Genomic DNA, 13,338 nt, shown 5'->3' on the forward strand with positions numbered 1-13,338 from the left:
CTCCCCTCCCGGGGGAGGGCTGGGGTGGGGGCAAGCGGCCTTTGCAAAGGCATTGCTTCCACCAGCGCCGCTTGCCCCCATCCCCACCTTCCCCCAAAGGGGGAAGGAGCAAAACCAATCACTACGCGCCCCGGAGTTCTGACTTGCTCCCTCCCCCGCTGGGGGAGGGCTGGGGTGGGGGCACGCGACCTTTGCAAAGGCATTGCTTCCTCCACCGCCGCTCGCCCCCATCCCAACCTTCCCCCAAAGGGGGAAGGAGCAAAGCCAATCACCACGCGCCCCGGAGTTCTGACTTGCTCCCTCCCCCGCTGGGGGAGGGCTGGGGTGGGGGCAAGCGGCCTTTGCAAAAGCACCGCCTCCGCCACCGCCGCGAGCCCCCATCCCCACCTTCCCCCGGAAGGGGAAGGAGCAAGACCATGAACGCACTGCTCTCCGTCGACAAGCTGACCCGCCGCTTCGGCGGCCTCACCGCCGTCAACGCCGTCACGCTCGACCTGCACATCGGCGAGGTCCACGCGGTGATCGGCACCAACGGCGCCGGCAAGTCCACGCTCATCAACATGCTCTCGGGCGAGATCGAGGCCTCCGAAGGCCGCATCGCGCTCGACGGGGTGGACATCACCGGCCGCGCGCAATCGAGCCGTGCGCGCGACGGCGTGGGCCGCAGCTACCAGCGCACGACCATCTTCCCGGAGTTCACGGTGCACGAGAACTGCCGCCTCGCCGCGCAGGCCGCCACCGCGAAGCCGTGGGCGATCTGGCAGTCGTCGCAGCGCTGCGCCACCAGCAACGCCTCGGCCGATGCCGCGCTCGAAGCGGCCGGCCTCGCGCACGAGGCGCGGCGCATCGCCGGCACCATGAGCCACGGCGCGCAGCGCCAGCTCGAGGTGGCGATGTGCCTGGCCACCCACCCGCGCGTGCTGCTGCTCGACGAGCCCCTCGCCGGCATGGGCGCGGAAGAAACCGACCGCATGCTCACGCTGCTCGCGCGGCTGAAGGGCACGCACGCCATCCTGCTGGTGGAGCACGACATGGACGCGGTGTTTCGCATTGCCGACCGCATCACCGTGATGGTGAACGGCACCGTCATCGCCACGGGCAACCCGCAAGAGATCCGCGAGAACCCCGAAGTGCGCACCGCCTACCTCGGCGAAGAGAAACACTGACATGCTGATCGTTCGCGACCTCAACACCTACTACGGCAACAGCCACATCCTGCGCGGCGTGCACGCCGGCATTCCGGCCGCCACCTCCGTCGGCCTGCTCGGGCGCAACGGCATGGGCAAGACCACGCTGATCCGCACCGTGATGGGCTACGTGCGCCCCGCCTCGGGCGAAGTGCAGGTCGACGGGCGCACCGTCACCGGCCTGCCGCCCGAGAAAATGGCGCGCCTCGGTATCGGCTATGTGCCCGAAGGCCGCGGCATCTTCCCCAACCTGTCGGTGCGCGAGAACCTCGTGATGAGCGAACGCGCCGGCATCGACGGCCAGCGCGCCTGGACCTTCGACCGCGTGATGGCCACCTTTCCGCGGCTGGCCGAACGGCTGTCGCACGGCGGGCAACAGCTGTCGGGCGGCGAGCAGCAGATGCTGTCGATCGGCCGTGCGCTGATGACCAACCCGCGCCTGTTGATCCTCGACGAAGCGACTGAAGGCCTGGCCCCGCTGATCGTGGCCGAGATCTGGCGCGTGATCAGCGAGATCCGCAGCACCGGCATCGCGACGCTGATCGTCGACCGCGACTACCGCAAGGTGCTGGCGCACACCGACCTGGCGGTGGTGATGGAGAAGGGGCAGATCGTGCGGCACGGGGCTTCAGCCGACTTGCTGGCGCAGCCGCAGGCGCTGGAAGAGTTGCTGGGCGTCTAGCGCCCGTCGCCCCTCTGTGTGAGGGAGTAACACCTGGGTTCCACCGGGTTTCACCTCTGTCCTGCGACAGCGCGACAGCCGAATGATGTGCGGCTGCACGGCGCCCCGGCTTCGCTTGGCGCGGCCGTGCGCCACCGCGAGGTTCTGCATGATCTCCCTGCAATCGCGTCACATCGACAACGTCTGCTCGATCGCCACCGGCGCGGCGCTGGCCGATCCGGCGCGCAGCCTGGTCCACAAGTCATGGGCGCGCTGCGTGCGCGAACACGGGCTCGATCCGTCGAAGCCCAGCCCCGCGCGCATCCTTCCCGCGCAGGAGGTGCGCGCGCACCAGCAGCAGCTCGAGCACTTCCTGCGCGCGGCACGCGCGGGCATGGAAGACATCTACCGCCGCGTGGCCGACCTGGGCTACATGGTGCTGCTGACGGATGCCGAAGGCATCACGGTGGACTACATCGGCAACCCCGCATGGGACGACCAGCTGCGCAAGGCCGGCCTGTACCTGGGCGCCGACTGGAACGAGGCCCATGCCGGCACCTGCGGCGTGGGCACCTGCCTGGTCGAGCAGCAGGCCATGACCTGCCACCAGACCGAGCACTTCGACGCCACGCACATCGCGCTCACCTGCACCACCGCGCCGCTGTTCGACCACAGCGGCAAGCTCACGGCCATCCTCGACGTGTCGGCGCTGCGCTCGCCCGAGGCCAGGGAGAGCCAGCACCTGGTGCGCCACCTGGTGGCCATGTACGCGCGGATGATCGAGGACGCCGATTTCCTGCGCAACTTCCGCGGCCACTGGATCCTGCGGCTGGGCAGCGCCTACGGGCTGGTCGACGTGGCGGGCGAGGTGATGCTGGCCTTCGACGAGGGCGGCACGCTGGCGGGCGCGAACGGCGGCGCGCGGCAGGCGTTGGCCGGGCGGGCGTTGAGCGGCGCGGTGTCGGAGCTGCTGCACATGCCCATGGACGCCATCTGGCGCATCGGCACCGGCGGCGCCTCGGCAATGCCCTTTGCGCACACGGTGCTGCTGCCCGGTGGCGGCGAGTACCACGCCTCGCTGCTGGCGCCGCGCGTGCGTCGCGCCTCGGCGCCTGCATCCGCACCCGCAAGCGCCGCCGCGCCGGGCGCGCGGCCTTCCGATCGCCTGCCGCCGCTGGAGCGCATCGCCGGCGACGACCCCGCAATGCGCAAGCTGCTCGCCCAGGCGCGCCGGCTGGTCGACCGCGGCATCCACGTGCTGGTGGAAGGCGAAACCGGCAGCGGCAAGGAAGTGCTGGCGCGCGCACTGCACGGGGCGAGCCGCCGCGCGGCCCTGCCCTTCGTGGCGGTGAACTGCGCGGCCATTCCCGATTCGCTGATCGAGAGCGAGCTGTTCGGCTACACGCCCGGCAGCTTCACCGGCGGCCGCGCCAAGGGCATGAAGGGCCTGATCGCGCAGGCCGACCGCGGCACGCTGTTCCTCGACGAGATCGGCGACATGCCGATGGCGCTGCAGACGCGGCTGCTGCGCGTGCTGTCCGAGGGCGAGGTGCTGCCGCTGGGGGCGGAGTCGCCGCAGCGGGTGGACGTTGCGGTGGTGGCCGCCACGCACCGGCACCTGCCGGCGCTGGTGGCCGCGGGGCGCTTTCGCGAAGACCTGTACTACCGGCTGTGCGGCGCGGTGCTGAAGCTGCCGCCGCTGCGTGCACGCGGCGACAGGCGCTACCTCGTCGAAGGCATGTTTAACGAGGAAGCCGCGGCGATGGGGTCTTCCGCCCGCCTGTCGCCAGAGGCCATGCAGCAGCTGCTGGCGCACGACTGGCCGGGCAACCTGCGGGAGTTGCGCAATGTGCTGCGGTTGGCGCTGGCGTTGTGTACGGGCGGATCGGTCGGCGTGGACGATCTTCAGTTGCCTGCTGGCGACGCCACCGGCTGCACCCCGACCACCCCCCAGCCCATGGCCGAGGACATCGGCAGCGCGGCCCGCCTGCTCGAGCTGCTGAAGCGCCACCGCTGGCACGTGTCTCTTGCCGCAGCCGAGCTGGGCATCTGCCGGGCGACGGTCTACCGGCACATGAAGCGCCACGGCATCACGCCGCCGCAACGCCTGTAGCGCAGTGCGGCAGCCGCGACGCCTGTCGCGCGATGAGTGCGACAGATGCGACAAAACCGTCGCCAAGTCATTGATTTGTCGTCGTACCGCCTAGGGCACGAAAGCTGCGCAATGAACGCCGCGTGCGCCTTGCAGCGCCGCGCATTCATCAACGACGCTCCGGAGACATTCAATGACAGACCCGACCCTCAGCTCAAGCGGCCCCACCCGGGCCGCCGCCCACTGGCTCGCCGATTTCGCCGCCGCGCTCGCGCAGGACGACATCGACGCCGTCGTCGCGCTCTTCGAACCCGACAGCTACTGGCGCGACCTCGTCGCCTTCACCTGGAACATCCGCACGCAGGAAGGGCCCGAGGCCATCCGCGCGATGCTGGCGGCGCGCCTGGCCGACACGCAGCCCACGGCCTTCGTGGTGGAGGGCGACGCGACCGAGGCCGACGGCGTGGTCGATGCGTGGTTCACCTTCGAGACGCGCGTGGCGCGCGGCCGTGGCCACTTGCGGCTTCGCAACGGCAAGGCCTGGACGCTGCTCACCACCATGACCGAACTGAAGGGCTTCGAGGAAAAGACCGGCGACAACCGCGTCAAGGGCGCGGAGCACGGCGTGCACAAGGGCCGCAAGAACTGGCTGGAGAAGCGCCGCGACGAAGAAGCCGCACTCGGCTACACCGAGCAGCCCGAGGTGGTGGTCATCGGCGGCGGCCAGGGTGGCATTGCGCTGGGTGCACGGTTGCGGCGGCTGGGCGTGCCGACGATCATCGTGGAGCGCAACGCCAAGGCCGGCGACTCCTGGCGCAAGCGCTACAAGTCGCTGTGCCTGCACGACCCGGTCTGGTACGACCACCTGCCCTACATGCCCTTCCCCGACGACTGGCCGGTGTTCGCGCCCAAGGACAAGATCGGCGACTGGCTCGAGATGTACACCAAGATCATGGAGCTCAACTACTGGAGTTCCACGAACGCGAAGAACGCGCGCTTCGACGAGGCCACGCAGCGCTGGGAGGTGACGGTGGAGCGCGAGGGCAAGACGGTGGTGCTGCGGCCGAGGCAGCTGGTGTTTGCGATGGGCGTGTCGGGCTATCCGAACGTGCCGAAGGTGGCCGGCGCCGAGAACTTCAAGGGCGACCAGCACCACTCCAGCCAGCACCCGGGGCCCGAGGCCTACGCGGGCAAGAAGTGCGTGGTGCTGGGCTCGAACAATTCGGCGCACGACATCTGCGCGGCGCTGTGGGAACACGGTGCGGACGCGACGATGGTGCAGCGCTCGTCCACCCACATCGCGCCTTCGCAGTCGCTGATGGAGCTGGCGCTCGGCGGGCTCTACTCCGAGCAGGCGGTGAAGAACGGCATCGACCACCACAAGGGCGACCTGATCTTCGCGTCGGTGCCCTACAAGATCATGCACACCTTCCACATCCCGGTGTACGACGAGATGAAGAAGCGCGACGCCGACCTGTATGCGCGGCTGGAGAAGGCGGGCTTCCTGCTGGACTTCGGCGTGGACGGCTCCGGGCTCTTCATGAAGTACCTGCGGCGCGGCTCGGGCTACTACATCGACGTGGGCGCCTCCGAACTGGTGGCCAACGGCAGCATCCACCTGAAGAGCGGCGTGAACATCGAGCGGGTGAACGAGCGCTCGGTGACGCTGACGGACGGCACGGAGCTGCCCGCAGACCTGCTGGTGTACGCCACCGGCTACGGCTCGATGAACGGCTGGCTCGCCGACCTGATTTCGCCGGAGATTGCAGACAAGGTGGGCAAGTGCTGGGGCCTGGGCTCGAACACACCGAAGGACCCGGGGCCGTGGGAAGGCGAGCTGCGCAACATGTGGAAGCCCACGCAGGTCGACAACCTGTGGTTCCACGGCGGCAACCTGCACCAGTCGCGGCACTACTCGCAGTTTCTGGCGCTGCAGCTGAAGGCGCGCATGGAGGGGATCGATACGCCGGTGTACGAGCGGGCGGCGTCGCACCACACGCGCTGACAAGCGCGCGGAGCGACGCCATGGCAGCAGCCGCCCATCAAGGCCGACCGCGCGGACGGCCCAGCCCCAGCTTCTCCATGGCTTCGCTCGCCTCCACCACCATCAACGCGACCTCCGCCACCGTGACGCGCAGGGCCGTGGCCCGTGCGCGCATGTGCTCGTAGGCCTGGGCTTCGGAGAGCGCCTGGGTTTCCGCCAGCAGGCGCACGGCCTTCTCGATCTGCCGGCGCGACTTGATGGTGTCTTCGAGCTTCAGGACCTTGCTTTGCAGGCGCTCCTGGTAGCCCCGCGAGGAGCGGGCCAGCACCAGCGTGCTCAGGATGCCCGAAGAGCGAAAAGGCCGGGTGATCACGCCGTGCGCGCTCGTGTCGAGCAGCAGCTTCAGCGTGGTCGGGTTCTCATAGTCGGACAGCGCGATCAGCGTGGCCTCCACCGCGCTCGCGCACCAGTTCGTGCTGTCCTGCAGCTCCTGCGAGACCTGGAAGAAGATCACGTCAACGCCCGTGGGCGGCGCCGCCGGAAAGGGCCAGATCACCTTGAGCCTGCAGCCGATGCGCTTGAGCTGGTCGAGCAACAGGTCGCGGTCTTCGCCCGGCGGGTACACCACCGCGACGCAGATGCTGCGCAGGTCATCGTAGAGGCGACGCAAGCTGCTCACGGCGTCAGCTCAGCCAGAACTCGGAAAACCCGAAGGTCGACAGGTACGGGTCGGGCTTCACCGGTGCGGCACTTTCCCAGACGATGTCGAACTGCCCGTCGCTGCGGCACACGCCGATGCGTGGCGTCAGCAGGGTGTGGTTGTTGTCGGGGTCGATCGACAGCGGTCCTTCCGGCGAATCGAAGCGCACGGTGCGCGCCGCGTTCACCAGCTTGCGGGTGTCAAGGCTGCCGGTGCGCTCGAGCGTGCGAGCGAACAGATGCATCTGGCTGTACGCCATCTCGGACCAGGTGCTGGTCGGGCGGTCGCCGAAGCGCGCGCGCCACAGCGCGACGAAGCGCGTGTTGCACTCGTTCTCCAACGACCCGAAGTAGGTGGCCGCGGTGATGTGCCCGGCGCAGACCTGCGCGCCGGTCAGCCGCACCTCTTCTTCGGCCATCGACAGGCTGGCGATCGGCATGCGCTGCGGATCGAGCCCGTGCGCGCGGTAGATCTGGTACAGGCGACGTGCCGACTGGCCCACGACGGTGGAGAAGATCACGTCGGGCTGCATGTCGACGATGTCGCGCATCACCGCCTGAAGCTCGGCCTCCGAGGCCTCCAGCGGGATGTAGACCTCGTCGAGGATTTCACCGCCGTGCTGCTCGACCATTTCGCGCATCACGCGGTTCGACTCGCGCGGATAGATGTAGTCGGCGCCGACCAGGAAGAACCGACGGCCCTTGTTCTTCAACAGGTAGGCGGCGAGCTGCACGCTGCCCTGGTTGGGCAGGGCGCCGGTGTAGATCACGTTGGGCGAATACTCGAAGCCTTCGTAGAACGAGCAATACCAGAGCAACGCGTTGTTGCGCTCGATCACTGGCAACACGGCCTTGCGGCTCGACGAGCGCGAGCAGCCGAACACCACGTTGATTTCATCTTCCAGCAGCAGCCGCGTCGCGAGCCGCCGGTACTCGTCGGAATCCCCCTTGGGGTCGTAGGCCACCGGCAGCAGCGGCCGGTCGAGCACGCCGCCCAGGCCGTTGATTTCCTCGATGGCCAGTGCAGTGCCGAGGAAATGCTCGGTCTCGGTCACGCCCGTGGGACCCGAGCGCGAGAACAGCACGCCGATGCGCCAGCCTTCGTCGGCGGGCGGATGGTTGTCAGCGGCCATCGGTTTCTTTCGTCATCGGTCGAACAGGCTCTGGATCTCGCGAGGTGTCGGGGCGTTCTGCAGCGCAAGCATAAGCAGAATGCGTGCCTTCTGGGGGCTGAGGTTGTCCGCGAAGACGGCCCCGGCAGCCTTGAGCGTGCGCCCGCCGCCCACGAAGCCGTAGACCGGCGCGACGCGCCCATTCGGCACCCGGGTCGAGACCACGACCACCACGCCCTGGCGGATCGCCGCCTCGATGGCCTCGAACATCGCCGCGTTCACGTTCCCCAGGCCCAAGGCCTGGATGACGATGCCGCGCGCACCGAGCGATGTCGCCGCCCGCACCATCGCGCCACTGGCGCCGCCGTACATCGCAACGATCTCCACGCACGGCAGGACGTCGGCGTTCACGGGCAGGTGCTGGCGGCGTGACGACGCGCGCGAGAACACGATGCGGTCCTCGTCGACGACACCGAGAAAGCCGAAGTCGCCCGACTTGAAAGACTCGACGTCGGCGGTATGGCTCTTGGTTGCCTCTCGCGCCGCATTGATCTGGTTGTTCATGACGATCAGCACGCCCTGCCCCACCGCTTCGGGTGCGATGCAGGTTCGCACGGCATTCAGGAGGTTGCGCGGCCCGTCGAAATCCGGTGCCGAGGCGTTGCGCTGCGCGCCGGTCAACACGACCGGCTTGCGGCCTGCCAGCGTCAGGTCCAGGAACCAGGCGGTCTCTTCGAGGGTGTCGGTGCCGTGCGACACGACAACGCCCGTCACCTCGGGTCGCTGCAACGCGGCGTCGACCGCGCGGCTCAGGGCGATCCAGCGCTCGGGCCCCATGCAGTCGGACGGCACGTTGTACAGGTTGTGGACTTCCAGCCTTGCAAGGCGCCCGATGCCCGGCACCGCCGCAAGCAGGTCCTCCCCGGACAACGCCGGCACCGGGGCCCGACCGACCGGGTCGACCTTCATGGCGATGGTGCCGCCGGTCGCGATGAAAACACAGGTGGGCAACACCATGTTCAAACCCGCAGATGGTCGAAGACCGTGTCGAGCGCACCGCCGGCCTTGGCATCGCCCTCGTCGACCAGTTCGCCCTGCTTGAGCACCACGTAGCGATCGGCGACCTGGAGCGCGAACCGCACGTTCTGCTCGACGATCAGCATCGTCGTGCCGCGGCGGGCGCGTTCGGCCAGCAACGCATGCGCCAGGCGATCGATCACCGAGGGTTGCAGCCCCTCGGTGATTTCGTCGAGCAGGATCACCGCCGGACGCATCATCAGGGCGCGGGCCAGCAGCAGCATCTTCTGCTCGCCACCGGACAGGGTGCCGGCGTCCTGCTGCAGCCGCGCCTTGAACACCGGAAACAGCGGCTCGATGTCTGCAAAGCGCTCACCGAACGTCGATTCGTCCACCAGGCCGAGCCGCAGGTTGTCGCGAATGCTCAGGTCGGCGAACAGCGCGTTTTCTTGCGCCGCATACGCGATGCCCTGGCGGGCGATGCGGTGCGGCGGCAGCCGGGTGATGTCCTCTCCCTTCAGATGCACGGCCCCCTGCTGCTTGGGCAGGTAGCCCATCACCGTCTTCAGCAGCGTGCTCTTGCCCATGCCGTTCTTTCCGAGCAGGGCGACCGCTTCTCCGGCGGCAATGCCGAGCGACAGTTCGCGCAACACCACGGAGGCCCGATAGCCGCTGGTCACGCCATCCAGCCTCAATGCAGGTTCGCTCATGCAACCTCCTTCGGCACATGTGCGCTGCCGGAGTAGATGGTCTTCACCAGCGGCGAGTTGACCACCTCCTCGAAGCTGCCTTGCATCACGATCGTGCCCTGGTGCAGCACCACGATGCGGGTAGCGATCTGCTCGACAAAGTCCAGGTCGTGTTCCACCAGGAGGCAGCACAGCCGGTAGCGGTGCGCCAGCGATGACAGCACTTCGCCGATCTGCGTGCGTTCGGTCTTGGTGAGGCCCGCGGTCGGTTCGTCCAGCAGCACGATGCGCGGCTCCAGCGCCAGCACCATCGCGAGTTCGAGCGCCTGCTGTTCGCCGTGCGACAGGTCGCGTGCCACGGTGCAGAGCTTGGCGTCCAGGCCGGTGGTTCGCACGACATCGAGCGCATAGGGCGGCAGGCGCAGCGCGCGGCGTTGCCGCACGAGCGACGGCTTTTCGAGCAGGGTGCCCGCGATGCGCAGGCATTGCGCGACCGTCAGCGATTCGAAGATGTTGGCGTTCTGGAACTTGCGGCCCAGGCCAAAGCGCACGCAGGCCTCGGGCGGCAACTGGCGGATGTCATGGCCGCACAGTTCCACCGTGCCGGCACTGCGGTCCGCACCGTCGCTCATGCAGCGCATGAGCGTGGTCTTGCCGGCGCCGTTCGGACCGATCAGGCCCACCAGTTCACCGGCATGGGCCTCCAGGTCGATGCCCTGAAGCACCTTGAGCGAGCCGAAGCGCTTGGCGAGCTGGTGCATGCGCAGGGCCGGCGCGGACGGCGTCTCGGTGGGGGCACTCACCGCGCGCTCTTCGAGCACCGGCACGCGCCCTGCCAGGCGCCCGAGGCCGAAAGGCTTGAGCAACACGGGCACCAGTCCCTGCGGCAACAGCACGATGACGCCCACGAACGCCAGGCCGACGATCAGCTGCCACGCGAAGGGCATGCTGCCGCTCAGGTAGGCGGTGGCCACGTTGATCAGCACCGTGCCGATCAGCGGTCCCCAGAGCGTGCCCCGGCCGCCCAGCGCCACCCAGATGATCAGCTCCGTGCCGAACGCAAAGCCCGTCAGCTCGGGCGCCACCACGCCGCTGAAACTGCCGTAGCCGAAACCGGCAATGCCGGCAACGGCGGCCATGACGACCAGCAGCGCGATCTTCACCAGCGCCGTCGGAATGCCGAGATAGGCGCAACGCGATTCGTTGTCCCGCATGGCCACCAGCACGCGACCCGCGTCGCTGCGCACCAGCAGCCAGCCCAGCACGCCGAACAGCAGCAGCATCGCGCCGGCGATCCAATACCAGGCTTCGATGGAGAGGTCGAAGGTCTCGTAGCCGGTCAGCCCCGAGCTGGAGCCCGTCCACTGCCCCCCCGACAGCAGCAGTTGCGTGAGCACGATGGGCAGCACCAGCGAAATGACGGTCGCGAAGAACGGCGACGCACCTCGATAGAACGACAGCCAGCCGACCAGCGCGCCCACGGCCGCACTGACCGCGACGGCCGCCAGCAATGCCAGCAGCACGCTCGACACGCCGAAGCCACCGTGCGTGAAGACCAGCCCGGCCGCATAGGCGCCGATGCCGAAGAAGGCCGACTGGCCGAAGCTCAGGTAGCCGGTGTAGCCCCACAGCACATCCACCGTCAGCGCCGCGATGGCGAAGAAGAACGCCTTGACGAGGATGTTCAGCAGGTAGGTGTCGAACACCCACGGGCCGGCCACGATCAATGCGACGCCCAGGGTGCCCAGCGCCAGCAGGCCGCGGCCGGACCGAAGCGCCGCGCGCGCGGAAGAGGCTGGAGGAGCCGAAGGGACTGAAGACGAGGCCGAAGCCATTGCAGCGGTTTCAGCCACGGGCAAACCCCTTCGGACGGATGCGCAGCGTCACGGCCGCGAGCACCGCGATGGTCAGGCCGCCCAGCACCGGGTTCGCATAGGTGCTGACCAGCACCTGGCAGGCACCGAACACCAGGCAGGTCGCCAGGAGGCTCAGCATCGAATGGCCCGACACCATGACCAGCATGAACGCACTCACCAGCCACGGCAGGCCCATGTTCGGATCGACGCTGGACAGCGGCGTGATCATCGTGCCGGCCAGGGTGCCCAAGCCCGCGCCCAGGCTGAAGGTGATGAACCGCACGCGGCCGGCATGAATGCCCAGGCCGCTGGCCAGTTCCTCGTTCATGATCACCGCGCGCGTGCGGATGCCGAAGCGCGTGCCGTTCAGCAGCGCCGTGAGCAACAGGCACAGCGCGACGGCGATCGGCACCAGCAGCAGGCGGTAGGCCGAGTAGTCGACGCCGAACACCGACCAGGTGCCCGACAGCGGCGCGTCGACGAACTGCACCTCGCGCCCGAAGCCCATCACGATCAGCTGGCCGATGACGATGCCCAGGCCCCAGGTCGCGAGGATGGCGTCGAGCGGCCGCTTGTAGAGCGGCTTGACGATCAGCCACTCCACCAGCATGCCCGCCGCCACGCCCGCAACCAGCGCGAGCGGCCAGCTCAGCCAGGGGTCGAGCTTGAGTTGCGTCACGACATAGCTGGCGTAGCCGCCCAGCGTGAGCAATGCGCCGTGCGCGAAATTGACGATCTTCATGACCCCGAAAATCATCATCAGCCCGGCGGTGACGACGAACAGCATCGCCGCGGTAGTGAGCAGGTCCAGCAGTAGCACCATGGAAAGGTCTTCAGCGTGCGGTGACGAACGCGGTTACTTGAGGTTCGGGCACTGTGCACCCGGATCGACGTTCTTGAAAGTCTCCAGGATCTGGATCGATCCGTCGGCCTGCACGTGCCCCAGCCGCATCGACAGCTGCGTGTGACGGCTGCTGTTCATTGCGACCGCACCGCGCGGGCCGGTGTACGACACCTCGCCCAGCGCCTGCGTCACCTTGGCCGAGTCCGTCGAGCCCACCTTCTCGACCGCCGCCTTGTACAGGAAGAACGCTTCGTACTGGGGTTCGGAAAGCTCGTTGGGCGTCTTCAGGTCGGCGCCGAACTTCTTCGTCATCGCGGCGATGAATTCCTTGTTCTGCGGCGTGTCGATGCCGGTGAGGTACGAGGCCGACATGTACAGGCCCGTGGCCACGTCGCCCATCGTCTTTGCCGTGCCTTCGTCGATCGCGAGGTTGCCGTAGGGCAGCGTGAGGCCCGCGCCCTTGAGCTGCTTGGCCAGGGAAACATTGGGCGCGCCGCCGGCTGTCGCGCTGATCAGCGCATCGGGCTTCACCGAGCGGATCTTGGAAACCACCGAGGTCCAGTCGCTGCCATCGATCGGCAGATACTCCTCGCCGACGACCTTGCCGCCCTTCTTCTCGATGTACTTCTTCGTGAACTCCAGCATGCCGCGGCCAAAGGCGTAGTCGTTGCCGACCAGGAAGAAGTTCTTTGCGCTCTTGGCGTTCGCAAAGTAATCGACCATCGGGGCAACCTGTTGCTCGGGCACCCAACCGTTCACGTACATCCAGGGGTTGCACGAGCGGCCTTCATAGAACGAGGTGTAGATGTAGGGAATCCTGCCTTTGGTGACCACCGGCAGCGCGGCATTGCGCGCGGCGCTGGTCTCCATGGCGATGATGGCCTGCACCTTCTTCTGGAAGACCAGCGTATCGAAGGCCTTCTGCGCACCCACCGCGCCCGAGGCGTCGTCCACGATCTCCAGCTCGACCTTGCGCCCGAGAATGCCGCCGGCCGCGTTGATCTGCTCGACCGCCAGCTGCGACGACTGCACGACGGCAGGCGCGACCACGCTGTTCGCACCCGACAGGCCGACGGCCACGCCGATGCGGATCGGATCGGCGGCTTGGGCATTCAGGGTCAGGACCAGCGCGGCAGTGCCGACCAGCGTGCCGCTGCACAGGAGGGATGTCAGTTTTTTCATGGTCAAAATCCTCGA

The 13,338-nt window shown here is 67.9% G+C and carries 11 protein-coding genes; 4 read left to right on the forward strand and 7 right to left on the reverse strand.

Annotated elements, in window-relative coordinates; genetic code table 11:
* Positions 1-416 precede the first annotated feature (416 nt).
* The 4 genes from ACSFBM_RS23560 (at position 417) to ACSFBM_RS23575 (ending at position 5,945) form a co-directional block, all read left to right on the forward strand.
* Positions 417-1,166, forward strand: a complete 750-nt coding sequence (locus ACSFBM_RS23560; protein WP_435486543.1) for an ABC transporter ATP-binding protein — start codon at positions 417-419, stop codon at positions 1,164-1,166.
* 1 nt (position 1,167) lies between these two features.
* Positions 1,168-1,869 carry an ABC transporter ATP-binding protein gene (locus ACSFBM_RS23565; protein ID WP_435486544.1) on the forward strand — a complete coding sequence of 234 codons (702 nt, stop codon included), beginning with the start codon at positions 1,168-1,170 and terminating at the stop codon, positions 1,867-1,869.
* A 148-nt stretch (positions 1,870-2,017) separates the two neighbouring features.
* The gene (locus ACSFBM_RS23570; RefSeq protein WP_435486545.1) at positions 2,018-3,961 is read left to right on the forward strand and encodes a sigma-54-dependent Fis family transcriptional regulator; all 1,944 of its coding nucleotides are present in this window, start codon (positions 2,018-2,020) and stop codon (positions 3,959-3,961) included.
* A 172-nt stretch (positions 3,962-4,133) separates the two neighbouring features.
* The gene (locus tag ACSFBM_RS23575; RefSeq protein WP_435486546.1) at positions 4,134-5,945 is read left to right on the forward strand and encodes an NAD(P)/FAD-dependent oxidoreductase; all 1,812 of its coding nucleotides are present in this window, start codon (positions 4,134-4,136) and stop codon (positions 5,943-5,945) included.
* Between the two features lie 37 nt (positions 5,946-5,982).
* On the opposite strand, the gene ACSFBM_RS23580 is transcribed toward ACSFBM_RS23575, so the two are convergent.
* The 7 genes from ACSFBM_RS23580 to ACSFBM_RS23610 are packed head-to-tail and all read right to left on the reverse strand — an operon-like array spanning position 5,983 to position 13,323.
* Positions 5,983-6,603 (reverse strand): ANTAR domain-containing response regulator, encoded by a 621-nt coding sequence (locus tag ACSFBM_RS23580; protein ID WP_435486547.1) that lies wholly within the window; start codon positions 6,601-6,603, stop codon positions 5,983-5,985.
* Between the two features lie 4 nt (positions 6,604-6,607).
* Complete coding sequence (locus tag ACSFBM_RS23585; RefSeq protein ID WP_435486548.1) at positions 6,608-7,756, reverse strand: transporter substrate-binding domain-containing protein; 1,149 nt, start codon at positions 7,754-7,756, stop codon at positions 6,608-6,610.
* Positions 7,757-7,768: 12 nt separating this feature from the next.
* Complete coding sequence (locus ACSFBM_RS23590; RefSeq protein ID WP_435486549.1) at positions 7,769-8,752, reverse strand: asparaginase; 984 nt, start codon at positions 8,750-8,752, stop codon at positions 7,769-7,771.
* 2 nt (positions 8,753-8,754) lie between these two features.
* Entirely contained in the window at positions 8,755-9,462 is a 708-nt protein-coding gene (locus ACSFBM_RS23595) for an ABC transporter ATP-binding protein (protein WP_435486550.1), read from the reverse strand.
* On the reverse strand, positions 9,459-11,276 hold the full coding sequence (locus ACSFBM_RS23600; protein ID WP_435486786.1) for an ABC transporter permease subunit: 1,818 nt from the start codon (positions 11,274-11,276) through the stop codon (positions 9,459-9,461). The genes ACSFBM_RS23595 and ACSFBM_RS23600 overlap by 4 nt, the downstream gene beginning before the upstream one ends.
* 10 nt (positions 11,277-11,286) lie before the next feature.
* Positions 11,287-12,120 carry a branched-chain amino acid ABC transporter permease gene (locus ACSFBM_RS23605; protein WP_435486551.1) on the reverse strand — a complete coding sequence of 278 codons (834 nt, stop codon included), beginning with the start codon at positions 12,118-12,120 and terminating at the stop codon, positions 11,287-11,289.
* Positions 12,121-12,153: 33 nt separating this feature from the next.
* On the reverse strand, positions 12,154-13,323 hold the full coding sequence (locus ACSFBM_RS23610; RefSeq protein ID WP_435486552.1) for a substrate-binding protein: 1,170 nt from the start codon (positions 13,321-13,323) through the stop codon (positions 12,154-12,156).
* Positions 13,324-13,338 lie beyond the last annotated feature (15 nt).

It is taken from the genome of Variovorax pasteuri (assembly GCF_051216435.1).
Classification (GTDB): Bacteria; Pseudomonadota; Gammaproteobacteria; order Burkholderiales; family Burkholderiaceae_C; genus Variovorax.